Source organism: Pseudoalteromonas sp. S1608, from assembly GCF_005887265.1.
Taxonomy (GTDB): domain Bacteria; phylum Pseudomonadota; class Gammaproteobacteria; order Enterobacterales; family Alteromonadaceae; genus Pseudoalteromonas; species Pseudoalteromonas undina.
Window position 1 is genome coordinate 16,885 of record NZ_PNDK01000018.1, and the last position, 23,305, is coordinate 40,189.

The window sequence follows — 23,305 nt, forward strand, 5'->3', positions numbered from 1 at the left end:
CACAATAGGTTGCTAACATTAAAGCATAAAAAAAGGGGCTAAACAGCCCCTTTTTATACTATCCAGTAATTATCTGGATGAAAGATTAGCAATTACGCGTCTTTAGACTCGTCAGCTGCAGGTGCTGCTGATTCCATTGCTTCTTTAATACTTAGACGTACACGGCCTTGACGGTCTACTTCTAGTACTTTAACTTTAACTTCTTGACCTTCGCTAAGGTGATCAGCAACGTTGTTAACACGCTCAGTGCTGATTTGTGAGATATGCACTAAGCCATCTTTACCAGGAAGAATGTTTACAAACGCACCGAAATCAACGATACGTACCACTTTACCTTCGTAGATAGTACCTACTTCAAGCTCAGCAGTTAATTGCTCAATACGGCTAATTGCATTTGCTGCACTTTCACCGTCTGTAGCAGCAATCTTGATTGTGCCATCATCACCGATTTCAATCGTAGTACCCGTTTCTTCAGTAAGCTGACGGATAGTTGCGCCACCTTTACCGATAACTTCTGCGATTTTCTTCTGTGGGATTTGCATCGTGTAAATACGCGGAGCAAACATAGACAGCTCTTCAGAAGGTGCAGAAATCGCTTCGTCCATTACATTTAGAATGTGTAAACGTGCAGCTTTCGCTTGTTTAAGCGCGATTTGCATGATTTCTTGAGTAATACCTTCAATTTTGATATCCATTTGCAGTGCAGTGATACCGTTAGTTGTACCCGCTACTTTAAAGTCCATGTCACCTAAGTGATCTTCATCACCTAAGATATCTGAAAGAACAACAAAGTTTTCTTCTTCTTTAACTAAGCCCATTGCGATACCCGCAACTGAGGCTTTAATTGGAACACCTGCGTTCATAAGCGCTAAAGACGTACCACAAACTGATGCCATTGAAGATGAACCATTTGATTCAGTAATTTCAGATACAACACGGATTGAATATGGGAACTCAGTTAATGTTGGCATTACAGCTTGGATACCACGCTTAGCTAGGTTACCGTGGCCGATTTCACGACGCTTAGGAGAACCAACAAAACCAGTTTCACCTACACAGAACGGAGGGAAGTTGTAGTTAAGCATAAAGTGGTTTTTGTGCGTGCCCGTTAAATCGTCGATTAACTGTGAATCACGTTCTGTACCAAGTGTTGCTGTTACTAATGCTTGCGTTTCACCACGTGTGAAGATTGCAGAGCCGTGAGTACGTGGAAGTACGCCCGTCATTACATCTAGAGCACGGATCATATCTGGTTCACGACCATCGATACGTTTTTCGCCAGCAGCGATACGGCCACGAACGATTTTCTTCTCAAGTGAACCGAATACTTTACCTACTTCTTGCTTATCAAGCGTTTCGCCTTCAGCAAGTTCGCTTGTTAGTGCTTCAACAACCGCATCTTTTGCAGCAGTTAATGCTTCTTTACGCGCTACTTTATCAGTAATACGGTAAGCTTCGCCTACTTTATCAGCAGCAAGAGTTGCTACTTTCTCTTCTAATGCAACGTTTTTCTCAGGTGCAGTCCAATCCCAAGTAGGCTTGCCTGCTTCTGCTTTAAATTCGTTAATTGCATTGATGATAGACTGTGATTGCTCATGGCCGTATACAACCGCGCCTAGCATTACGTCTTCAGCAAGTACGTCTGCTTCTGATTCAACCATAAGTACTGCGTTATCAGTACCAGCAACAACTAAGTCAAGTTGGCTCTCTTCAAGCTCTTTTAGTGTCGGGTTAAGTACGTATTCACCGTTAATGTAACCAACACGTGATGCACCAATTGGACCGCTGAACGGGATACCAGAGATAGCAAGTGCTGCTGATGTACCAATCATCGCAACCATATCAGGTTGGATTTCAGGGTTTACAGAAACAACAGTCGCGATAACTTGTACTTCGTTTACGAAACCATTTGGGAAAAGTGGACGAATTGGACGGTCAATAAGACGTGCAATAAGTGTTTCGCCATCGTTAGGACGACCTTCACGCTTAAGGAAACCACCTGGGATACGACCAGCAGCGTACATACGCTCTTGGTAGTTAACTGTTAGTGGGAAGAAGTCTTGACCTGGTTGAGCTTCACGCTTACCAACAACCGTTACTAGTACTGACGTATCGCCAATGCTTGCTAGTACTGCGCCATCAGCTTGACGAGCGATAGCACCTGTTTCTAGTGTCACTGTGTGTTGACCTAGTTGAAATTCTTTTATAATTGCTTGCACTTAAAATATTCCTTAAATGTATTTTTAGTATTAATTAAGTTTTCATCAAAGTACCAATTACAGTACATAATTGTATTCAGTTGGAAATCAATTAAGTACTACAATTGGCAATGATGTAAATAACCGTAAATAAACCTTTTTATCTACGCGCCATAGTATATAACAAAGTCAGGTAAAATTGCGAGCTTAGTCCAGAGATAAACGCGTTGCTAAATTATGTACTTTGCTGTTACTTACAATGTGGCTTTTAGCTGATATTTCAAGGGGATTAATCGATGTGGATAGTGGGTATGGGGAAATTTAGACACAAAAAAAGGAGCTAAAAAGCTCCCCTTTTGATAATCAAGTTCTTAGCGACGTAGGCCAAGCTCTTTGATTAACGCAGTGTAACGCGAGATATCTTTACCTTTAAGGTAATCAAGCAGTTTACGGCGAGTGCTTACTTTACGAAGCAGACCACGACGTGAGTGGAAGTCATGCTTGTGATCAGCGAAGTGACCTTGAAGCTTGTTGATATCAAAAGTAAGTAATGCTACTTGTACTTCAGGTGAACCAGTGTCGCCTTCAGCGCGTGCGAATTTAGCAATGATATCGATTTTTTCTTGATTGCTTAGTGACATAATAACTCCAAAAGTTAAATTTAATAGGTGCTTTAGCCGATCACTAATTCAGCCAAAACGATTAAGCGGGCGTATTCTACCAATTATCAGCATAACTACAAGTTAAACTTTACTCTGGTTGTTGATTAGACAAGCCGCGCTTTGATTTTAAATGGCCATCAGGATTACGTTCGCCCGTACCAATAAATATTCCGTCAGCCAGTACCTTTATTGCACCTTCAGGCAGGGCTTTACCCAACACCACAGCTTGACCATGGCTAAATGCCACTCCCTGCTCTTTAGTAATTTCCACAACGGGTAAATCAACTAACGCAGTATCCATTGGCAATAATAGTTCGTCAAGGTAAGTGGAAGGCGCAACGTCTTGTTCTTTCGCTTGATTTAATAACGTTTCTAACTGCTCAAGTGTGACCATTTTATCTGCAGGGTAATGCCCAACAGCACTACGATGCAGCATAATCACATGCGCGCCGCAGCCTAAGTTTTCACCTAAGTCATCAACGATAGTACGAATATACGTACCTTTAGATACATGTGCAGTCATTTGTATCTCGTTAGCTTGCTCATCAAACTCATCAAGCGTTAAGCTAAATACGTTAATTTTTCGACATTTGCGAGGAACTTCTATGCCTTCACGCGCATATTTATATAAAGGTTTACCTTCATATTTAAGCGCTGAATACATTGATGGATATTGGTCTGACTCACCTAAAAATTTAGCAATCTCTTCGCTTAATAATTGGGAAGTAACATTCACATCGCGAGTTTCGACCACTTCGCCATCAGAGTCTGATGTGGTAGTACGTTCACCTAGCTTAGCTCGAACAACATAGGTTTTATCTGTATCGAGTAAAAACTGGGTAAACTTAGTCGCTTCACCAAAACAAATTGGCAGCATGCCGGTCGCAAGCGGATCAAGCGCACCTGTGTGCCCCGCTTTTTGCGCAAAATAAATACCTTTAGCCTGCTGTAATGCCTTGTTTGATGAAATGCCTTCTGGTTTGTTTAACAACAAAATACCATCAACTGGACGGCCTTTACTGCGTCTTGCCATTAGTCTTTAGTGCCTTCTTCGCTATCTGTTTCATCATCAACATGCTTAGCATTATCTTCACGAATGATAGAGTCCACTAAGTTAGAGATGCGCATCCCTTCCATTAATGAGTTATCAACCACAAATTTAAGCTCTGGCATAATACGTGCGCGAATACGTTTACCTAGTAACGAACGGATATAGCCCGTTGCTTCGTTCAGTACTTTTGCACTCTGTTTTGCTGCATTTTCGTCTTCAGTGTTAAACACCGTGATAAAAACTTTGGCATAAGATAAATCGCGTGATACTTCTACCGCAGACACTGTCACCATGCCTAAGCGCGGATCTTTAATTTCGCGTTGTAGAATCACAGCAATTTCTTTTTGAATTTGCTGAGCAACACGATCAGTGCGAGAAAATTCTCTCATTTCACTTTCCTAAAATTATAACTTATTGAAAAACAATAATAAGTTAACTAAATAATGGATACACAAATGGGGGCTGAGCCCCCATTTAAAATCTTAGCATAGGGTATGTTGGGCTATCGAGGTACGACCTTGAATGTCCAACACCACCTAACAACAATTAAAGACTACGTTGTACTTCAACTGTTTCAAATACTTCGATTTGGTCACCAACGCGAACGTCATTGTAGTTCTTAACGCCGATACCACATTCCATGCCGTTACGAACGTCTTGTACGTCATCTTTAAAGCGACGTAATGACTCAAGTTCACCTTCGTAAATAACCACGTTATCACGAAGTACACGAATTGGTGCGCTACGTTTGATAGTACCTTCAGTAACCATACAACCAGCAATTGCGCCAATTTTTGGAGACTTAAATACATCACGTACTTCAGCAAGACCAATGATCTCTTGTTTAAACTCAGGAGCAAGCATACCAGACATGGCTTGCTTAACTTCTTCGATAAGTGCGTAAATTACGCTGTAGTAACGAAGGTCTAAGTTTTCAGAGTCAATCACTTTACGCGCTGATGCATCGGCACGAACGTTAAAGCCAACTACGATTGCGTTAGACGCTGCAGCAAGAGTTGCATCTGTTTCAGTGATACCACCAACACCAGAACCAACAATCTTCACTTTTACTTCATCAGTAGAAAGTTTAGTTAGTGAGTCTGAAATTGCTTCAATTGAACCTTGAACGTCTGCTTTAAGTACTACGTTAACTTCAGACACGTCGCCTTCAGTCATGTTAGTAAACATGTTTTCAAGCTTCGCTTTTTGCTGACGCGCTAATTTAACATCGCGGAATTTACCTTGACGATAAAGTGCAACTTCACGTGCTTTACGCTCGTCTTTAACTACTGTTGCTTCATCACCCGCTGCTGGAATACCAGAAAGACCTAAAATCTCAACAGGGATAGAAGGACCCGCAGATTTAATGTCTTTACCGTTTTCATCGCGCATTGCACGAACACGGCCATACTCAAGACCACATAATACAATGTCACCTTGGTTAAGCGTACCTGATTGAACAAGAATAGACGCTACTGGACCACGGCCTTTATCAAGACGTGATTCAATAACAACACCTGCAGCCATACCTTCGCTAGGTGCATTTAGTTCTAACAGCTCAGATTGCATTAATACTGCTTCTAAAAGGTCATCAATACCAAGACCTGTTTTAGCTGAGATGTGAACGTATTGCGTATCACCGCCCCAATCTTCTGGGATAACGTCTAGCTGAGCTAGCTCGTTTTTAACACGGTCTGGATCTGCGCCTTCTTTATCCATTTTGTTAACAGCAATGATTAAAGGAACGCCAGCTGCGCGAGCATGCTGTACCGCTTCTTTAGTTTGTGGCATTACACCATCATCGGCTGCAACTACTAGGATTACGATATCAGTCGCTTTTGCACCACGAGCACGCATAGATGTAAATGCGGCGTGACCCGGAGTATCTAGGAAAGTGATCATGTTGCCGTTAGTTTCAACGTGGTATGCACCAATGTGCTGCGTAATACCACCGGCTTCGCCTGAAGCAACTTTAGCTGAACGAATGTAATCAAGCGTTGACGTTTTACCGTGGTCAACGTGACCCATAACAGTTACTACTGGAGCGCGAGGCTCAGACTTACCATCTTCATGGCGGTCGTTAAGTACTGTTTGCTCTAATTCGTTTTCTTTAACGATGATAACTTTATGGCCCATTTCTTCTGCAACAAGTTGCGCAGTTTCTTGGTCAATAACTTGGTTAATCGTAACCATGTCACCCATTTTCATCATTGTTTTTACAACTTCAGCGCCTTTAACAGCCATGCGTGACGCAAGCTCAGCAACTGTAATTGTTTCACTAATACGCACTTCGTTTTTAACATCAGCCGTTGGTTTTTGGAAACCGTGCTGTAATGACGCTGGCGCTTTTAGCTTACCTTTTTTACCTTTAGACGCTGCAAATTTATCTTTTGCTGGCGCTTTTTTCTTTTTCTTCGCACGGCGTGAGCCTTGCTCTTCGCGAGCATCTGCTACATCTTCTGCTTCACGTGCGTAAGTTGAAGTCGTAAGGTGGTGATCCGCGGTTTCTTCGCGTTTCTTACGTTCTTCTTCTTCTTTCTTCCAGCGTGCTGAATTCTCTTCAGCTAGCTTTCTTGCCTCTTCTGCTTGACGTTTCGCTTCTTCTTCAGCTTTCTTCAATGCGGCCTCTTCTGCTTCTTTTTGCAGACGCTCAGCTTCGATGCGATCTTTCTCAGACTTAGCACTTTGCTCAGGGGTCATCTGCTGTTGTTTCGCTTTACGCTCAGCATCTGCTTTGCGTTTAGCTTCTTCTTTGGCTTTACGATCAGCGTCTTCTTTCGCTTTACGTTCTGCCTCTTGTTTCGCTTTCAATTCTGCGGCTTCTTGTTCAGCTTTTTGCTGCTCTTCAAGACGCGCTTTTTCTTCAGCGGCTAGACGTTGCTGTTCTTGCTCTTGCTCAACAGCACTTTTTTTCACGTAAGTGCGGGTTTTGCGAACTTCAACTTGCACAGCCTTTGCTTTACCCGTAGAGCCAGTCACACTTAATGTGCTTTTGCTCTTACGTTGCAATGTCATACGCGCTGGACCTTCAGATCCAGTACCGCCATGTTGCTTGCTTAGGTGATCAAGTAACGTTGCTTTTTCAGCTTCTGTTACATTATCGCCTGCTTGTTTAGTAATACCGGCTTGTGAAAACTGCTGTAGCAATTTATCAACAGTTGTACCTATATCACCGGCTAGTTTTTCAACATTTACTTCTGCCATAGTCTCTAATACCTCCGTTAATAAATTACTCGTCTGCAAACCAACAAATATTACGTGCAGCCATAATTAGCTCGCCCGCTTTCTCTGCAGATAGCTCTGTAATATCTACAAGCTCATCAATGCCTTGCTCAGCTAAGTCTTCAAGTGTTACTACACCCTTGCTTGCCATAACAAATGCTAAATGACGCTCTAAGCCTTCAAGCGCAAGTAAGTCTTCAGCAGGCTCAGCGCCTTCTAAGCTTTCTTCCGTTTTAAGGGCTTTCGTTGTTAATGCATCTTTTGCACGTGAACGTAATACGTCCACTGTTTCTTCATCTAAGCCGTCGATTTCTAAAAACTCAGAAGCAGGTACATACGCAACTTCTTCAAGTGTTGAGAAACCTTCGTTGATAAGTAATGACGCAAACTCGTCATCAATATCTAAGTTTTCAGTAAATAAGTTAATTAACTTATCTGACTCAGCTTCGTTCTTAGCGCGCATTTCATCAACGGTCATTACGTTTAATTCCCAGCCAGTTAACTGGCTTGCTAAACGTACGTTTTGACCATTACGACCAATAGCTTGTGCTAAGTTATCAGCTTCAACAGCAATATCCATTGAGTGAGTGTCTTCATCCATTACGATTGAAGCCACTTCTGCTGGTGCCATTGCGTTAATAACAAACTGTGCTGGGTTGTCATCGTAAAGTACGATATCAACACGCTCACCGCCAAGTTCTGACGATACCGCTTGAACACGTGCGCCACGCATACCAACACACGCACCTACAGGGTCTATACGCTTATCATTAGACTTAACTGCGATTTTAGCGCGTGAACCTGGATCACGAGCTGCGGCACGTAATTCAATCATCTCTTCGCCAATTTCTGGCACCTCAATGCGGAATAATTCCATCAGCATTTCTGGTTTAGAACGGGTTACAAATAACTGTGCACCACGTGCTTCTGGTTTAACTTCATATAGAAGACCACGAATACGATCGCCTGGGCGGAAGTTTTCACGTGGCAGCATGTCGTCACGGTAAATAACCGCTTCTGCGTTATTACCTAAATCAAGTACGATTGCATCACGCGTTGCTTTTTTAACAACACCCGTTACTAGCTCGCCTTGCTGATCTTTGTACGCTTCAACCACTAAGGCACGCTCTGCTTCACGTACTTTTTGTACGATTACTTGCTTAGCCATTTGTGTTGTTATGCGGTCAAATTTAATTGATTCAATCTGCTCTTCTACGTAGTCGCCCATTTTCAAGTCTGGTTCTTCAACTTGAGCAGCTTCTAACGTGATTTCGCTGTATGGATTCTCTAAAGAACCATCTTCTAATACTTCAGCTATTTGCCAGCGACGGAATGTATCGTAATCGCCAGTTTTACGGTCAATTGCAACACGTACATCAATTTCACCATCATGCTTTTTCTTTGTCGCTGTCGCTAATGCGAACTCTAGAGCTTCAAAAATCTTTTCTTTTGGAACCGCTTTCTCATTGGAAACGGCTTCAGCAACCAATAATATCTCTTTTGCCATGGGTAATGCCTCGCTTGCCCTATTCCTTCGCACTCGAATTAAAACTTTGCGATTATGTTCGCACGTTCAATGTTACTAAGCATGATTAAATGCTCTGCATCATCGCTAGATAATGTGATCATATCGCTGCTAACTGCTATTAAGTCGCCTTTAAAATTACGGCGACCGTCTTGTGGAAGCTTAGTACGCACGCGTACTTCCTCTCCTTGCGCCTGCTCGTAGTGATCTTGTTTGAATAATGGACGATCAACACCAGGAGACGACACTTCCAAATCATATTCGTTTGTAATCGGGTCTTCGACGTCTAAAATCGCACTAATTTGACGACTGGCATCTGCGCAGTTGTCAACTGAAATTCCATCCTCGTGAGCAATGTATACTCTTAAGGTAGAATGGCGACCCGCTTGTACAAACTCAAGACCATGTAATTCAAAGCCTAGCATTTCTACCGCAGGCGTTAACATGGTTACTAAATCTTGTTCAAGTTTTGTCACGAAAATCCTCCATACAAACAAAAAAAGGGCTTATAGCCCTAAAATACTGAGTTTAAATTTTGATTTAATCGATAAACATTAAATCAAACGGTGCAGATACAACAACGCCCCGAACCAAGCGGGGCGTCACACCAAAAAACGCAAAACTGTGTGGCCTAGGGCCAAGCTTGGTTGCGAGTCAGTACCCTGACCAAATTAAACTTCATTAGCTTAAACGCAAAACGCGCATTACTTAGAATGCGCGATATAAAGTAGTAAGTTTAAACCTACTATTAAGATTGGTTGCGGGAGCCGGATTTGAACCAACGACCTTCGGGTTATGAGCCCGACGAGCTACCAGACTGCTCCATCCCGCGCCAATAGATAAAAAGTTAATAACTTAATATCGCTGTTAGTAAATTTTATAACCTACTAAACAATGGCCGCTATTATAAGGATGTGCCGCTAAATTAGCAACCATAATAACTAATAAGTTGATAAAAAAAGCAATGCTGTTTATTGCTTTGCTCTATGATTAAAACGACATGTAGAAATCGATCGCTTTTTCAAATACAGCGTATAAAAATAAATTTTGGCTAATTATGAAAAAATACAACACACTAAGATTGATTTTAGGTGATCAGCTCAATCCTGCTCATTCGTGGTTTAAAGACAAATCAGACGACACAGTATTTGTTATTGCTGAGCTTATGCAAGAAGCACACTATGTAAAACACCATGTGCAAAAAATATCAGCCTTTTTTAAAGCCATGGAAAACTTCGCTAATGCATTAAAAGATGCTGGCTTCAATGTTTTACATCTCACGCTAGATGACACCAAAGACGATGATGACTTACCCGCTCTTTTAAAGCGTTTAGCCAAGCAGCATGAATGTACATCTATTGAATATCAATACCCAGATGAGTACCGTTTAAAAACACAGCTTCACGAATTCGCGACTAATAGCGAGTTAACGGTGAATGCCTGTGACAGCGAGCATTTTTTATTAGCATTTAACGACATAGATAAACGCTTTAAAAAAGATAAACACGTCACCATGGAGCATTTTTATCGGGCAATGCGTAAGCAGTTTGATATTTTAATGGAAGATGACAAACCTGCCGGTGGGCAATGGAACTTTGATGCCAATAACCGTAATAAGTTTTCAAAAAGTGATTTAGCCGATATTCCTGGGCCTAAATTATTTAAAAATGACGTGAGTGCCATTATTGAGCGCTTAGATTCGCATAACGTAGAATATTTTGGACAAATAGAAACTCAGTTAAGCTGGCCAACAACCCGTAAGCAAGCAATAAGTGCGCTTGATCATTTTTGTGCGCATTTACTACCTCGATTTGGTCAGTTTCAAGATGCGATGACAGATCAATGTCCTGATAAAGATACCTTTTATCACAGCCGGTTATCGTTTGCGTTAAATGCCAAAATTTTACACCCTCGCTATGTTATCGACCGCGTGGTTAAAGAGTTCCACCAACGTCAAGATGAAATATCTATTTCTCAGGTTGAAGGCTTTATTCGCCAAGTTCTGGGTTGGCGCGAATATGTGCGTGGCGTGTATTGGAAAAACATGCCCGATTACGCCAACAAAAACCAGCTTAATGCAACTCGTGTACTGCCGAGTTATTTTTGGAATGGTAAAACAAAAATGAATTGCTTAAGCCACTCATTAACACAAAGCTTAGACAGCGCGTATGCCCATCATATTCAGCGCTTAATGGTAATAGGCAATTTTTGTTTATTAACCGCCATCAGTCCCGATGAAGTGGATGAATGGTATTTAGGTGTTTATATCGATGCAATTGAATGGGTAGAAATGCCTAACGCCCGAGGGATGAGCCAGTTTGCTGACGATGGCATCATAGCCACTAAGCCTTATGCGGCTAGCGGCAACTATATAAATAAAATGAGCGACTACTGTAAAAGCTGCCAATACAAAGTAAAAGAAAAAGTGGGTAAAGACGCGTGTCCGCTAAACAGCCTCTACTGGCAGTTTATGCAAAAACACCGAGAACGACTTGAGAAAAACCCGCGAATAGGCATGGTTTATCGTAATTGGGATAAACAAGATGAATCATTGCGCCAAGCAACCTTAGAGCAAGCTAACAACTATTTAAATAATATTGAAAAGCTATAAATATAAATGCCGTCAATTGGCGGCAGTATCCTTGATAGTTAATATTAAAGTACCAAAATCAGGTAATATTGTTAATTAAATGTTTAATTTATTTGTCATGTCAGTGTAATGAGCTTATTTTTTAATAGCACCTCTTACTCCAAACTATGATGAGAATAAAATGAAAAAACAATTAATTGCAGCGACACTTTTATTACTCGGTACAAGCCAAGCTCAAGCTTTTAGTCAAGAAACTCACAAACGTATTGTTCTAGATGCCGTAAATTATATGCAGCAACACCCAGCCAGCACCGAATATGTTGCCCTACGTCAGTACGCTGCACAAAACAATCTGACAATCTCTGAATTAGCCGAGCTGCTGGGACAAGCTGCTTATGATGTAGATGACTTTGAAGACACCTTTTTCTGTGGTGCTATTACAGGTTCATGTGTTCAAGCGCCAGTATGGGGAGCAGCGCAAAGTATAGTTAAATATACAAGCTATTGGCATTTTCAAAATCATACCCAAGGTGCAGACCAACATGGAAACGATTTTGGTGGTTATAATTATGAGAAGCTCACCGTTTGGGGCACTATTGATAATCTTGCATCTGCTTGGCTTAAAGGTGACTATCTTGATGATGGTAAAGGGGGGGAAACAGGTTGGTTCAATGCCGACTCTTCAAAATATAACAGTTATGGTGTAACAGAATCTCACTACAGAATCGATAGCAACTCAACCTATTCTATGTACGATGACTTTGAAGAAATGCCATTTCAACCTATCGATAATTTAGGCCAATATTGGTATCAAAGTTACTTACAAAGCGGAAATCCTCAAGTATTAGGGTTTGTATTTCATACTACTGATTTATTACAACCTCACCACACATGGACCACATCAGACCTTAACCACTCTAGCTGGGAAAGTTGGGTAAAAGATTACTATGATCAAGAGCAGCTCAACGATTTATCACTCGTTACTCAAGCAATGCAAACGTTCTCGCCTTTAGATAAAAATAGCCAAGATGTTCGCCCATTATTAACTCAAGGCGGTTCATTTTCTTATGCACAAGGTGGGATTGTACTCAACTCAGAAGATCATTTTGATCGCCTTAATATAGCTAAGCAAGTAGTGCCCCATGCAATAGCAATGGTGGTGCACTTATTAAACCACGCCATGGTTGCTCGCTAATGAAAAAAATGGCTATTTTAGTGATTACATTACTAGGGGCTTTTTACCATTCCCTAGTAATGGCCTCATTTACACAATACAGTAGTGATGAAGTTAATTTTATGCATCGTGCTTATTTAAAGCACAAACCTGAAATTACAATCAATGAAGTTAGAACTCGTCTGTATGAGAATCAGTTTTTATTACAACAAGCAACCCTAAAAATACCTGCGATAATAAAACGACAATCTGCCGTTGGTTTTAGTACTCAATACCATGTTGAACGTTACTTAAAAAATCTGTTCGATTCGCAGTTAGCTATAAAGGTACAGTCAAGTCAGGTAAAGCTTGACACTTATGATAGTCAATGGCTTAAACACACATTAGGGCCCTACCCTAAAAATGGTCAATATGTGCAAAATTTGATTAAAAAAATGCAGCAGATCGATTTAACCCCTATTTTGTATAACTCTATTAATTTATATGAATTTATCGATGCACTATCAATGCAGGTACGTTTTAAACTCCATAGAGGAGATAGTGAGCTATTCAAAAGAGAATTAATAAAAAAACGGCAATTCAATATAGCGTTTTCAAAAGCCAAACCGATTTTGGCAAAACAGAATATTGATATTGAACATCTGTATGAAATAGCTAAAGGAGACATTTTGCGCCCCTCCATTCAAAGCTGGCTAGGCATAAATACAATGATGCATATGCAGAGCCCCGTTCTTGAAAAGCTAGAGAAACAAGTAAACAAAAGCGAAATTAAAGCGTTTTATCAAGCAAATAAATCGCAGTTTAAATTTTTAAGCCAGGTAAAAGCCCACGGAGCCCAATTTGCTAGTCGAACCAATGCTGTAGACTTTCGCACGTTGGCGGATAACAAATCACTTGAACAAGCATTAGTAATATCAGGAAAACAAGATATATATGCTCAATACAATAATGAATTAAACCGCAAAAACAAAAGTAGTTGGGTTGTACAACTTGCGTTCACAACTAAAGAAAACACCATTTCTGCTGTTATACGTACACCTAGTGGTGAATGGGTGGTGGTACACAGTTATGAGCATCAGTTTGATTACTTTTCGCCAGAAGATGAAACCGTTCGATACCAAGCAACAAAGGCCATCGCAAAACAAAAAGCGGCACAACAGTATGAGGATACTTGGCTCAAGTGGCAAAATAAGACGGGAGTAATTTTATGAGCAAAAAAATTTTCGTTTCTGTCATTGTTTTAGCTTGTATTGGTATTTACACTCTTTTTACTCAATATACTAATAAACCAACAATAGAGAATATTGATGGTCTTAACCAAGCTAAAAGTGTCAAGCAAATAACGTCCCTTGAGCTTACTGCTGCTGACATGACCCAAGAATTAGAAAGCACGCAATTGAAAACGGCTACAATTAGTAATACTAGCCCTCAGCCCTTACCAACTATAACCTCTGTGGCCTATTTACCCAACATAGTAAAAAATACTCAGCCAATTGCTCAGTACAGTGGTGATTTAAATAATCACCAAGCATATCAAGATTTCCATCTTGAACAGCAAAGACAGCTAGAACAACATTTTGTTATTGCTGCAAAAGCCAAAATATTAAAGCTTGAAGACTTACTTGCTAAAGGCCGACAAAAAAAGCTTTCACAAGAACAACTGCAAGTTGCGATAGATAAAATTAACGCTTTAAAACAAATGCAAATAGATTTAAAAGACTAACAACGCAAAAAGCCGCCAAATGGCGGCTTTTCACAGGGAAAATACGTGTGCTAGCTTAGCTATTTGCTTTCGAGCATATTGCCTGAGCCAATTTCAATTTTACGCGGCTTCAGCGCTTCTGGGATCTCACGTTCAAGGTCGATGCTTAGTAAGCCGTTGGCTAGGTCTGCGCCAAGTACTTTAACGTGGTCACCTAACTGGAACTTACGCTCAAAGTTGCGCTCGGCAATGCCTTGATGAATGAATTTGCGCTCATCGTTTTGATCTTTACCTGCTTTAGTGCCTGATACAACTAAAGTGTTGTTTTCAGATTGTAGGCTTAACTCGTCTTCACTAAATCCAGCAACTGCCATAGTGATACGGTATTTGTCTTTATCAAGCGCTTCGATGTTGTATGGAGGAAAACTTGGCTGCTTGTCAGTTCGCGCAGCGGCATCCATTAATGATGCTAAGTGATCGAAACCAATGAATGAACGGTATAGGGGTGATAAATCTACTGTACGCATAATAATATCCTCATATTTAAGCGATATATTGCTGCCACTTTTCGTTTGAACAAGTAACGGCAAAATTTAATTAATAATATAATTTTCAAATAGTTCTGTTTAAATGAAGACCCATCAGGCGTCCTCAAATAACTATTTATGGGCGGAAAATTTTATTTCAAGATTTTTTTATAAAATATTTTTTATTTTTTTACAGGCCCTAAAAAAAGCGAACACAATAATCGTTTTTTTGCACTGTAATAAATAATGAAATTAGTTACACTAGGGTCAACTAATTTGAGGAGAGCGTTATGTTAACAGTAATTTTTGGCCGTGAAGGCTGCCCTTTTTGTGTTCGCGCTAAAGATGTTGCAGAGCAACTTGCTAATGACCGCGATGATTTTAAATACCGCTACATCGACATCATCAAAGAAGGTATCAGTAAAGAAGATTTAGAAAAGTCTGCAGGCAAGCCATGCCCGACTGTGCCACAAATTTTTGTAGACCAAACACACATTGGTGGTTTTACTGAATTTGAAGCCTACGCCAAAGAAAACCTAGGCCTTTACCAGTAAATTTGTAGGTATATTGTTAACCAGCTTAATTAACGCACAACTTGAGCTGGTTAAATTTCGACCAACATCAAACACATATAAATTAGTTGTAATTTATACAAGCATTTGCCTCGTATTTCCTATACAATGCGCGCCTCTTTAAATTCGTTGAGGCGTATTAATGTCAGAACCAGTCACGTTTGAATCTCTAAATCTTTCTCCTGCAATTTTAAAGGCAGTTGAAGAGTTGGGTTACAAGACACCATCTGAAATCCAAGCTCAATGTATACCGTTATTGCTAGAAAGAAAGGACGTACTGGGACTAGCACAAACGGGTACAGGTAAAACAGCAGCATTTGCACTGCCATTACTAAATAATATTGACCCGTCTGTGAAACAGCCACAGATCCTTGTACTCACACCAACCCGTGAGCTTGCGATCCAAGTAGCTGAGGCATTTGAACAATATGCAAAACACACTCGTGGTGTTGAAGTACTGGCACTATATGGTGGCCAGAGCTACAGCATCCAGTTGAGCGCACTTCGTCGTGGCGCACAGATTATTGTTGCTACACCGGGTCGTTTAATCGATCACATAAACCGTGGCACTATCAAGTTTGATGCTTTACAAGCACTTGTACTTGATGAAGCCGATGAAATGCTACGTATGGGCTTTATCGATGATGTTGAAAACATCATGGAAAAAACGCCGCGTGAAAAGCAAACATGTCTTTTCTCTGCGACTATGCCTAAGCAAATTCAAAACATCAGCAGCAAATATATGAACAATCCTGAACAGGTTCATATTTCTGCACGCAACTCAACTGTATCGTCAGTAGAGCAAGTGTTTTGGAATGCACACGTACATAAAAACAAAGCCATTGTTCGTTTCTTAGAAGCAGAACAATATGAAGGTGCTATTGTTTTCGTACGTACACGTAACGATACAGTTCAACTAGCTGAGTTATTAGAGCGCGAAGGTTTCTCTGCTGCTCCACTTAACGGTGACATGAACCAGCAAGCGCGTGAGCGCACAGTTGATCGTTTAAAAAGCGGCATGCTAAACGTTGTTATTGCAACAGACGTAGCGGCACGTGGTCTTGATGTAGACCGTTTAAGCTTAGTTATCAACTACGACATTCCACAAGATTCTGAAGCCTACGTTCACCGTATCGGTCGTACAGGTCGTGCTGGTCGTACTGGTAAAGCGATTCTTTTCGTTAAGCATAACGAGCGTTATTTACTTAAAAATATCATTCGTCATACTAAATCTGAAATCGCACAAGTTGAATTACCAACAGCTAAAGTTGTTGAAGAGAAACGTATTAATGCGCTTCAAGAAAAGCTTACGCTTGCACTTGAAAACAAAGATATTACTTTCTTCAACGAAGTGGCTGCCAACATGGCACAAAAACTTGAGCTTGCTCCTGAAGACTTAGCGGGTGCATTACTGTGTTTAGCACAGCAACAATCACCAATTAAAGTTGAAGAAGTTAAGATTCAACCGCGTGAACGTAACGAACGCAACCCTCGCAACGACCGTAATGATCGTGGTGACCGTGGTCGTCGTAACGAACGTGGCGGTGAGCGCGCTGAGCGTAAACCTCGCGAGCGTAATAGCCGTGATGCAGGTCCTATGGATACGTACCGTATCGAAGTAGGTCGTGAGCATGGTGTTCAGGTTAAGAACATTGTTGGTGCAATTGCTAACGAAGCAGACATTTCAAGCAAGTTTATTGGTGACATTCGTCTTCACGACAGTCACAGTACGGTACAATTACCGCAAAACATGCCTAAAGATGTACTTGATCACTTCCAAAAAGTGTTTATTTGTAAACGCCCAATGGGTATGACATTAACACAAGATCAAGGCCCTTCTGAGCCACGCGGCGAGCGTTCTGAACGCCCTGCTGGTGACAAGAAGCGTAGCTTTAATAAAGATGGCCAACGCCCTGATAAGCGTAGCGGCCCTCGTAAAGAACGTCGCCCAGTTAGCTTTACCGCTAAGTAAGCAACGACTCTTTAGTAAAAAAACCTTGCCACGAAAGTGCCAGGGTTTTTTTGTGTCTGGAATTCAGGTATCAGGTCAGCTTAAATTCCGTAACTTGAAGCCGCAAGCCTGTATTAGGTACTTAACTAAAATATTGAATTAAAAATATTTTGTTTGTTTTCTCTAACCAGAGATTGCAGTGAAAACAAGGCGAAATTACGCGTCAATTACTAGCCTAGTGTAAGTAAATTCAACGCAATTAGCGTTGAAAAAGCTGCTTAAGATAGCTTTATTGTCCAAAACTCAGATTACTTAATGTGTATAAACATGTTTTCTTTGATTTTTAAAACAATAAAATTTATGTAAACTAAGCAAAGGCTATAATTCACGGACGAATTAAAAATTGAAAAGAAATTACGACAACTTACTCTTTGTAGTAATAATGTTACCTATTTTATTATGCATCATTATTCCTATCTTAATGGACTTTACAGATCCACCATTTATCACAAATGAAATATACGAAGTTATTTTCTTTATAGCATTCCCTATTATTTGTGGCGCATCATTCATCTATTTAAATATACTTGTATTCAATAAATATAGACGCTGCAGTAAATACAGGGAGCATCTTAAATATAGTTTTTCAGATACAAACACGAAATTATCATTAATATTCGCGTACCCATTAATCCCTTTGTTAATCTATGCAAGTCTCTATTTTTTATTCTCTGCCCCCATTAAATTATGGGCTTACTACACGCAAGGCGACTATTGGTATAAGGAATATATCCTAACTGATGTACAAAAGTGTGGTTCTGATTATGAAGATAATTGTACTCGTTTATATTTTAAAGATCCTAAAACAAACGAAACTCATGATTTTAGGTGGTACGACGATAAGTCTACAATAATGAATAACAAAAACGATTATGTTTATATTTTTGGTGAGGCCAGTTTATTTGGCTATATAGTGAGAGATTTAGAAAGGTAACATACACTTACTATATAAACCTCACTCGAGTGAGTGAGGTTTATGAATCAAGGTTTAATTAAGGCGCCACTGCTGGATACACGTAGCTGGCATCAAGTCCTAATGGGATACCGAGTGCCCAGTAGCCTAGCAAGAAGATACTCCAGCCAATCATAAAGGCGATTGAATACGGCAGCATCATCGCGATAAGCGTACCTATGCCTGTGCCTTTAACGTATTTTTGGCAGTACACTACCACTAGCGGGAAGTATGGCATGAGCGGGGTGATAATATTAGAGCTAGAATCTCCCACACGGTACGCCGCTTGCGTTAAGTCTGGCGAAATACCGAGTTGCATTAGCATAGGCACAAATACCGGACCTAATAGTGCCCACTTAGCCGAGCTTGAACCAACAAATAAGTTTACAAAACCGGTTAGGAAAATAATGCCCACAACCGTCACAGAGCTTGGTAACTCCATTGCTTTTAATACTTGAGCCCCTTCAATTGCCAGTAAGGCACCTAGGTTTGATTTACTAAATGCAGCAATAAATAATGAACAAAAGAATGCCATAACAATGTAATACGCCATACCATTCATGGCTTTGCTCATCGCATCTATCATGTCTTTAGAGCTTTTAAAGGTGCCTACGGTAAAACCATATACTGCGCCTGGGATCCAAAACAGTAAGAAGATCAGCGGCACTATTGACTGCATTAGTGGTGAACTAAAGTTTGTTAACGAGCCATCGCTGCTGCGCATCGCTGAATCAGCGGGTGCAGATACATACGCTAATAATGCAATACCTGCAATCATTACGCTACTTGCAATAAAAAAGGCGCGCTTTTCGTCGCTACGCGCATCTTCAAATGCTGGTAGGTCTTGAGTTTCGCCATCAACTGGTGAATTTTTTAAACGTGGTTCAATAATTTTATCGGTGATATACCAACCTAATATCACAATAAATAAGCTTGATGCTGAAGCAAAGCCCCAGTTATTAAGCGGGTTAATGCTCATTGTTGGATTAATAATTTGTGCTGCACTTTGCGTAAAGCTTTGCAGTAATGGGTCAATCCCAGATGGAATAAAGTTAGCACCAAAGCCACCACTTACCCCGGCAAATGCCGCTGCAATACCGGCAAGCGGATGACGACCTGCTGCAAAAAATATTACCCCAGCAAGTGGAATAACCAGCACATACCCTGCATCGGTAGCCGTATGGCTCACAATAGCCACTAAAATAATTGAGGGTGTTAGTAATTTTCTAGGCGTTACTTTGAGCATTAATTTAAGGCCGGTATTAATAAAGCCCGAATGCTCTGCAACGCCTACACCTAGCATAGCAACCAGTACTACACCCAGTGGCGCAAAACCGGTGAATGTTTTTACCATAGAAGATAAAAAAGTGGCCAACGAATCGCTGGCAAGCATGTTATTAATGATAATGGCTTCGCCAGTACGAGGGTCTATTGCATCAAATGTGACGCTTGAAAACCACCAAGACAAAAACCAGATTAATAACATGGCAAACAAAAAGATAATTGCTGGATCAGGAAGCTTGTTACCTACCCGCTCAACAAAATTTAAAAATCGCGCAACTATGCCAGTTGGCATTGTCGCATCATTATTGTTATTCATTTCACTTGTTCCCTAGAATTTAGACTATGCTACTTTAGCGTATCTAAGTAATGAGGTAAATTTTAACTGAATAAACAAGTTCTTTTTTAGGCACAAAAAAACGCGGCTCAGTAGCCGCGCTATTTTTAATGAATAAAAAAAGCTTATGCGAGTGCTTTTACTTCATCCCATATTCTTACTACGAGTGCTTTATCATCTTCATTAAGTTCGCCATTGCGATAAGCTTTTACTAAGCTTTTTTCAACCGTGTCGTTTAGTTCTGCAATTTCTAGATTTAATTCTTCAACTTGTGCATAACCTACGGCTAAATCAAAGTGGCCGCGTAAATAACCGCCGGCAAATAACTCGTCATCGGTTGCTTTTATCACTAAATCATCAAAATATTGCTGCGCAGCATCTATGTAATTTACTAAACTCATGTGTTACTTCTCCTCTGGGTGCAGCCCATCTTGATGACCTACTGCATACATAATATGGTCGTTAAACCCACTGGTTACACGTATATAACCGCTTAATTCATCATCTAATTTGCTATCACCGGTATCACAAATCAGCGGTCGGCCACTTAAAGCCTGTAATTTTGTTTTAGTAGCCACCACAATAATATTATCGCGCCCTATCGATTTAATTAACGCAGGGCTGAGTTGTTGATTGCCTCGACCAAAAATATGCCCTTGCCCGCCAATTAGGGTGATCACTAACTTTGTTTCACGTTCTTTGGTAAGTTCAAGAAGCTGCTGTGCTGTTAGGTCTTGCCCTACTAAAGCTTGATCTTCAACTAAATCAACACCGAGTAAGGTGTTTTCAAGCCCCATCTCTTCCATCACTGCGCCGACCGTTGAGCCACTACCCATGATATAGAGGGTATCGGCATCCATTCCACTAACGACATAAGCAGCAATATCTGCTAGCACCAGCTCGTCAGTTTCTTTACCGCCATTTTTTACCGCTTGCACATAGCGCACTTCACTGGGTACTTGCATTTCACCATAACGTTTTGCTTTTACTGTTCCTTGGCGAAAAGCCACTTCATCAATGTCCATCACATCTGCATCGCTTAATGTTACCAGCTCACCTTTAACCAGCATTTCAACTACACGGCCTGCGGCTTTTGGCGTTATGGCATACACGCCGGAATGAATTTTACACCCAGCAGGAATGCCCAACACGGGTACCGAGTCTTCTACAGCATGGCAAATGTTGCGCGCCGTTCCGTCGCCACCAGCAAATAAGATTAAATCAACACCTTGTTGCTGTAATAAACGAGCTGCAGCTTCGGTATCATCACTGGTTGTGGGTGAGTTACTTTGATAAACCACTTGCGTATTAAAGCCCAACGCTTTTGCTGTTTGCTCCCCCATTTCATCATTAACAGTATAAATAGTAATGTTTGATTGATGAGGTACAAGCACTTCAAGTGCAGCTTTAGTGCGGCTATTTGACTTAGGCTCTGCACCTAATGCAATGGCTTTAGCTGCGGTATCTTCACCGTCACTGCCCTTAAGCGCCACAGTACCACCGAGCCCTGCGACCGGGTTTACAATCAATCCTAACTTAAACTGCATCTTTTAACTCCTCGGGAGAATGCCATGAAAACTGCGCAGCATGTAATGGCCACGTGGTGTTATAAAATTTACACAGTGCTTTTAATAATAAGGTTGTTCGCGGGTTAAACCCGTTTTGCAACAACTCTAATAACTTTGCATGAACACGTGATTGAAACGCAAATCGACAAGTTTGCTCACCATTTAAATTATCTACCGATACGTTAAAATCAAACCCAGCAGCCACACTCAATGCCCACTCTATTGCTTGAGGTTTTACCTCTACTGATTCAAACTCCGCTTGCTGTGTAGCATCGCGCCCATCAGGGCAATACCAATAACCATAATCTTCACTTAAACGGCGTTGCGAGCCTGCCACTAACCAATGAGCTATTTCATGTAGTGCACTGGCATAAAAACCATGAGCAAACACAATTTGATGATGCGGGGTTGTATCATTTGCGGGAATGTAAATAGGCTCATGATCACCTTTTACCAAACGCGTGTTATAGCTTTGGTAAAAAGTGTGTTCGAAAATAGAAATTAGATCAGCTACTTGGTGCATAAATACTTCGTATACTCGTTTGAACCCGATGCTTTAAAGACAGATGAAATTAGTATAAAGCACACTAAAAACGAGGCGAATTGTACGTACTTTTATCTACAAAGTAAAAAATTAGCGATGCATTAATTAAGGTTTCCTTACCATACTTTATTTACTGAACGCTTAATTACGCTTACCATACACCAACCAAAAACCTAAATTGACTCACTCTTATGGTTAAACAACACAGCTCTTTTTCGTGGCTATTTATCTCTTTTACTTTTTTAACTCTGTTGGCTACTTCTGCCAGCAGTTATGCAAAAAGCATAAGTATTAACGTATTTGCTATTCCTTCTAAGCCTATTGTTGAGCTAGTCGCTAACACCAGCGATGAATTGGCTACGCACCAAATTACTACGTTTTACCAACAAGGGTTACCCGTGCATGCCACCTTGTATTTAACGGATTACCCACTTGAAGCACAAAACGAAATTAAGCAAATGGTTGAGCGCATTGTAAAAGAACATCAGTCGTTTGAGATAAAAGCCAATGGATTTAGTGTATCACCAAGTAATTGGGCATTTATAAACTTAGAAAAATCATATCAATTACAACGATTGGCAGATGAGGTTACCCTTAAGCTTGAGCCGCTTCGCGATCATCAAGCACCAGTGCCAAGTTGGGTAAAGCATTATCCTAATAAACTTGTGGCTTTTGAACGTTATGGCAGCCCTAATGTATTTCAAAATTTTCAGCCGCATTTAACCCTACTTGCAAATGAGAAAAATCCTGCATTAGCGTTAGTACAAAAAGCGCTGCACGCTGAGCCGCCGCAGGCACAAGGGGAAATAATTGGGATTGGAATTGGAGTGTCTGATCAATTTGGTCAACAAAAAGAAATACTCGCTAAGTACTTTTTTGATGCCAAATAAATAGTTAATAACAGGGCTAATTACACACTTATTAACTTAAATGGTTTATGGGTTTGTAGTTAGCTTATCTGTTAAATGTTTTTTAAGTATGCGGGTGTTACGCGTATTTGCTTTAAACATGGCATCAAAAATATCTCCAAAAAATGGAATGAGCCCGCCAACAAAATCAATCAACATATTTATAATAATACGGCTTTTTACTCGCTTGCTAACACCTAAGCGCTGCGCTTCAATTAGTACATAGCCAGACAAAATAAGCCCTGCTAAATCACCTATCACAGGTAAAAGCCCAATCAGCGACTCTACACCAAATTTAAATTTAGTAAACGGAATACCAATACTGCTATCAGTAAAGCGGCTAAACTCTTCGAGTCGTTTTATGGTGGCTTTATATTCAGTTTGTGAGATGGAAGCTTGATTGTTTTTTTGCATACTAACAGCTCTCTTATTTTTAGGTGCGCTGAGCACATTTAAATTATTGAGCGGCAATAAAGATGTA

General features: G+C 40.6%; 20 protein-coding genes and 1 tRNA gene. 7 read left to right on the forward strand and 14 right to left on the reverse strand.

Annotated features, from left to right (window positions below):
* Positions 1-92 precede the first annotated feature (92 nt).
* The 8 genes from pnp to CWB75_RS08670 form a co-directional block, all read right to left on the reverse strand.
* Entirely contained in the window at positions 93-2,219 is a 2,127-nt protein-coding gene (gene pnp / locus CWB75_RS08635; RefSeq protein WP_138570417.1) for a polyribonucleotide nucleotidyltransferase, read from the reverse strand.
* Between the two features lie 350 nt (positions 2,220-2,569).
* Positions 2,570-2,839 (reverse strand): 30S ribosomal protein S15, encoded by a 270-nt coding sequence (gene rpsO, locus CWB75_RS08640; protein WP_006793376.1) that lies wholly within the window; start codon positions 2,837-2,839, stop codon positions 2,570-2,572.
* Positions 2,840-2,948: 109 nt separating this feature from the next.
* Positions 2,949-3,893 (reverse strand): tRNA pseudouridine(55) synthase TruB, encoded by a 945-nt coding sequence (gene truB, locus CWB75_RS08645; protein WP_138570418.1) that lies wholly within the window; start codon positions 3,891-3,893, stop codon positions 2,949-2,951.
* Positions 3,893-4,300 (reverse strand): 30S ribosome-binding factor RbfA, encoded by a 408-nt coding sequence (gene rbfA / locus CWB75_RS08650; protein WP_008467148.1) that lies wholly within the window; start codon positions 4,298-4,300, stop codon positions 3,893-3,895. The genes truB and rbfA overlap by 1 nt, the downstream gene beginning before the upstream one ends.
* A gap of 157 nt (positions 4,301-4,457) precedes the next feature.
* Positions 4,458-7,115 (reverse strand): translation initiation factor IF-2, encoded by a 2,658-nt coding sequence (infB, locus tag CWB75_RS08655; RefSeq protein WP_054202155.1) that lies wholly within the window; start codon positions 7,113-7,115, stop codon positions 4,458-4,460.
* Positions 7,116-7,140: 25 nt separating this feature from the next.
* Positions 7,141-8,640, reverse strand: a complete 1,500-nt coding sequence (gene nusA / locus CWB75_RS08660; RefSeq protein WP_010391392.1) for a transcription termination factor NusA — start codon at positions 8,638-8,640, stop codon at positions 7,141-7,143.
* 38 nt (positions 8,641-8,678) lie between these two features.
* A complete protein-coding gene (gene rimP / locus CWB75_RS08665; protein WP_138570419.1) occupies positions 8,679-9,134 on the reverse strand; it encodes a ribosome maturation factor RimP in 456 nt (151 codons plus the stop codon).
* 279 nt (positions 9,135-9,413) lie between these two features.
* Positions 9,414-9,490: transfer RNA gene (locus CWB75_RS08670), tRNA-Met, on the reverse strand.
* A gap of 225 nt (positions 9,491-9,715) precedes the next feature.
* Between CWB75_RS08670 and CWB75_RS08675 the strand changes: the two genes are divergently transcribed.
* The 4 genes from CWB75_RS08675 to CWB75_RS08690 all read left to right on the forward strand — a co-directional run bounded on the left by CWB75_RS08675 (position 9,716) and on the right by CWB75_RS08690 (position 14,145).
* Positions 9,716-11,269, forward strand: a complete 1,554-nt coding sequence (locus CWB75_RS08675) for a cryptochrome/photolyase family protein (RefSeq protein ID WP_138570420.1) — start codon at positions 9,716-9,718, stop codon at positions 11,267-11,269.
* Between the two features lie 160 nt (positions 11,270-11,429).
* Positions 11,430-12,443: a phospholipase C/P1 nuclease family protein gene (locus CWB75_RS08680; RefSeq protein WP_138570421.1), complete on the forward strand. Its 1,014-nt coding sequence runs from the start codon at positions 11,430-11,432 to the stop codon at positions 12,441-12,443.
* The gene (locus tag CWB75_RS08685) at positions 12,443-13,633 is read left to right on the forward strand and encodes a peptidylprolyl isomerase (protein ID WP_138570422.1); all 1,191 of its coding nucleotides are present in this window, start codon (positions 12,443-12,445) and stop codon (positions 13,631-13,633) included. Before CWB75_RS08680 ends, CWB75_RS08685 begins: the two co-directional genes overlap by 1 nt.
* On the forward strand, positions 13,630-14,145 hold the full coding sequence (locus tag CWB75_RS08690) for a hypothetical protein (protein WP_138570423.1): 516 nt from the start codon (positions 13,630-13,632) through the stop codon (positions 14,143-14,145). The genes CWB75_RS08685 and CWB75_RS08690 overlap by 4 nt, the downstream gene beginning before the upstream one ends.
* A gap of 59 nt (positions 14,146-14,204) precedes the next feature.
* On the opposite strand, the gene CWB75_RS08695 is transcribed toward CWB75_RS08690, so the two are convergent.
* On the reverse strand, positions 14,205-14,651 hold the full coding sequence (locus CWB75_RS08695) for an Hsp20 family protein (RefSeq protein ID WP_010391385.1): 447 nt from the start codon (positions 14,649-14,651) through the stop codon (positions 14,205-14,207).
* A gap of 290 nt (positions 14,652-14,941) precedes the next feature.
* Between CWB75_RS08695 and CWB75_RS08700 the strand changes: the two genes are divergently transcribed.
* Positions 14,942-15,205: a GrxA family glutaredoxin gene (locus tag CWB75_RS08700; protein ID WP_008114535.1), complete on the forward strand. Its 264-nt coding sequence runs from the start codon at positions 14,942-14,944 to the stop codon at positions 15,203-15,205.
* Positions 15,206-15,365: 160 nt separating this feature from the next.
* The gene (locus tag CWB75_RS08705; protein ID WP_054202149.1) at positions 15,366-17,195 is read left to right on the forward strand and encodes a DEAD/DEAH box helicase; all 1,830 of its coding nucleotides are present in this window, start codon (positions 15,366-15,368) and stop codon (positions 17,193-17,195) included.
* A 1,031-nt stretch (positions 17,196-18,226) separates the two neighbouring features.
* On the opposite strand, the gene CWB75_RS08715 is transcribed toward CWB75_RS08705, so the two are convergent.
* The 4 genes from CWB75_RS08715 to CWB75_RS08730 form a co-directional block, all read right to left on the reverse strand.
* On the reverse strand, positions 18,227-19,786 hold the full coding sequence (locus CWB75_RS08715; protein WP_138570425.1) for an AbgT family transporter: 1,560 nt from the start codon (positions 19,784-19,786) through the stop codon (positions 18,227-18,229).
* Between the two features lie 143 nt (positions 19,787-19,929).
* Complete coding sequence (locus CWB75_RS08720) at positions 19,930-20,205, reverse strand: YfcL family protein (protein WP_010391380.1); 276 nt, start codon at positions 20,203-20,205, stop codon at positions 19,930-19,932.
* Positions 20,206-20,208: 3 nt separating this feature from the next.
* Positions 20,209-21,351: an ATP-NAD kinase family protein gene (locus CWB75_RS08725; protein ID WP_138570426.1), complete on the reverse strand. Its 1,143-nt coding sequence runs from the start codon at positions 21,349-21,351 to the stop codon at positions 20,209-20,211.
* Positions 21,341-21,895, reverse strand: coding sequence for an elongation factor P hydroxylase (locus CWB75_RS08730; RefSeq protein WP_138570427.1), 555 nt, complete (start codon positions 21,893-21,895; stop codon positions 21,341-21,343). The genes CWB75_RS08725 and CWB75_RS08730 overlap by 11 nt, the downstream gene beginning before the upstream one ends.
* 212 nt (positions 21,896-22,107) lie before the next feature.
* Here CWB75_RS08730 and CWB75_RS08735 point away from each other — a divergent pair, with 212 nt between their 5' ends.
* Positions 22,108-22,806, forward strand: coding sequence for a 2'-5' RNA ligase family protein (locus CWB75_RS08735; RefSeq protein WP_138570428.1), 699 nt, complete (start codon positions 22,108-22,110; stop codon positions 22,804-22,806).
* A gap of 45 nt (positions 22,807-22,851) precedes the next feature.
* Here the strand turns inward: CWB75_RS08735 and CWB75_RS08740 are convergent, their stop codons facing one another.
* Positions 22,852-23,238, reverse strand: coding sequence for a DUF4112 domain-containing protein (locus CWB75_RS08740; protein WP_010391373.1), 387 nt, complete (start codon positions 23,236-23,238; stop codon positions 22,852-22,854).
* Positions 23,239-23,305 lie beyond the last annotated feature (67 nt).

Excerpts from the sequence above, each read along its gene's own strand:
- CWB75_RS08695 (WP_010391385.1), bottom strand. The coding sequence starts at position 14,651 with ATGCGTACAGTAGATTTATCACCCCTATACCGTTCATTCATTGGTTTC.
- CWB75_RS08730 (WP_138570427.1), bottom strand. The coding sequence starts at position 21,895 with ATGCACCAAGTAGCTGATCTAATTTCTATTTTCGAACACACTTTTTAC.
- CWB75_RS08700 (WP_008114535.1), top strand. The coding sequence starts at position 14,942 with ATGTTAACAGTAATTTTTGGCCGTGAAGGCTGCCCTTTTTGTGTTCGC.
- CWB75_RS08705 (WP_054202149.1), top strand. The coding sequence starts at position 15,366 with ATGTCAGAACCAGTCACGTTTGAATCTCTAAATCTTTCTCCTGCAATT.
- CWB75_RS08740 (WP_010391373.1), bottom strand. The coding sequence starts at position 23,238 with ATGCAAAAAAACAATCAAGCTTCCATCTCACAAACTGAATATAAAGCC.
- CWB75_RS08690 (WP_138570423.1), top strand. The coding sequence starts at position 13,630 with ATGAGCAAAAAAATTTTCGTTTCTGTCATTGTTTTAGCTTGTATTGGT.
- CWB75_RS08735 (WP_138570428.1), top strand. The coding sequence starts at position 22,108 with ATGGTTAAACAACACAGCTCTTTTTCGTGGCTATTTATCTCTTTTACT.
- CWB75_RS08685 (WP_138570422.1), top strand. The coding sequence starts at position 12,443 with ATGAAAAAAATGGCTATTTTAGTGATTACATTACTAGGGGCTTTTTAC.
- CWB75_RS08675 (WP_138570420.1), top strand. The coding sequence starts at position 9,716 with ATGAAAAAATACAACACACTAAGATTGATTTTAGGTGATCAGCTCAAT.
- CWB75_RS08715 (WP_138570425.1), bottom strand. The coding sequence starts at position 19,786 with ATGAATAACAATAATGATGCGACAATGCCAACTGGCATAGTTGCGCGA.
- CWB75_RS08680 (WP_138570421.1), top strand. The coding sequence starts at position 11,430 with ATGAAAAAACAATTAATTGCAGCGACACTTTTATTACTCGGTACAAGC.
- infB (WP_054202155.1), bottom strand. The coding sequence starts at position 7,115 with ATGGCAGAAGTAAATGTTGAAAAACTAGCCGGTGATATAGGTACAACT.
- rpsO (WP_006793376.1), bottom strand. The coding sequence starts at position 2,839 with ATGTCACTAAGCAATCAAGAAAAAATCGATATCATTGCTAAATTCGCA.
- truB (WP_138570418.1), bottom strand. The coding sequence starts at position 3,893 with ATGGCAAGACGCAGTAAAGGCCGTCCAGTTGATGGTATTTTGTTGTTA.
- CWB75_RS08725 (WP_138570426.1), bottom strand. The coding sequence starts at position 21,351 with ATGCAGTTTAAGTTAGGATTGATTGTAAACCCGGTCGCAGGGCTCGGT.
- nusA (WP_010391392.1), bottom strand. The coding sequence starts at position 8,640 with ATGGCAAAAGAGATATTATTGGTTGCTGAAGCCGTTTCCAATGAGAAA.
- CWB75_RS08720 (WP_010391380.1), bottom strand. The coding sequence starts at position 20,205 with ATGAGTTTAGTAAATTACATAGATGCTGCGCAGCAATATTTTGATGAT.
- rbfA (WP_008467148.1), bottom strand. The coding sequence starts at position 4,300 with ATGAGAGAATTTTCTCGCACTGATCGTGTTGCTCAGCAAATTCAAAAA.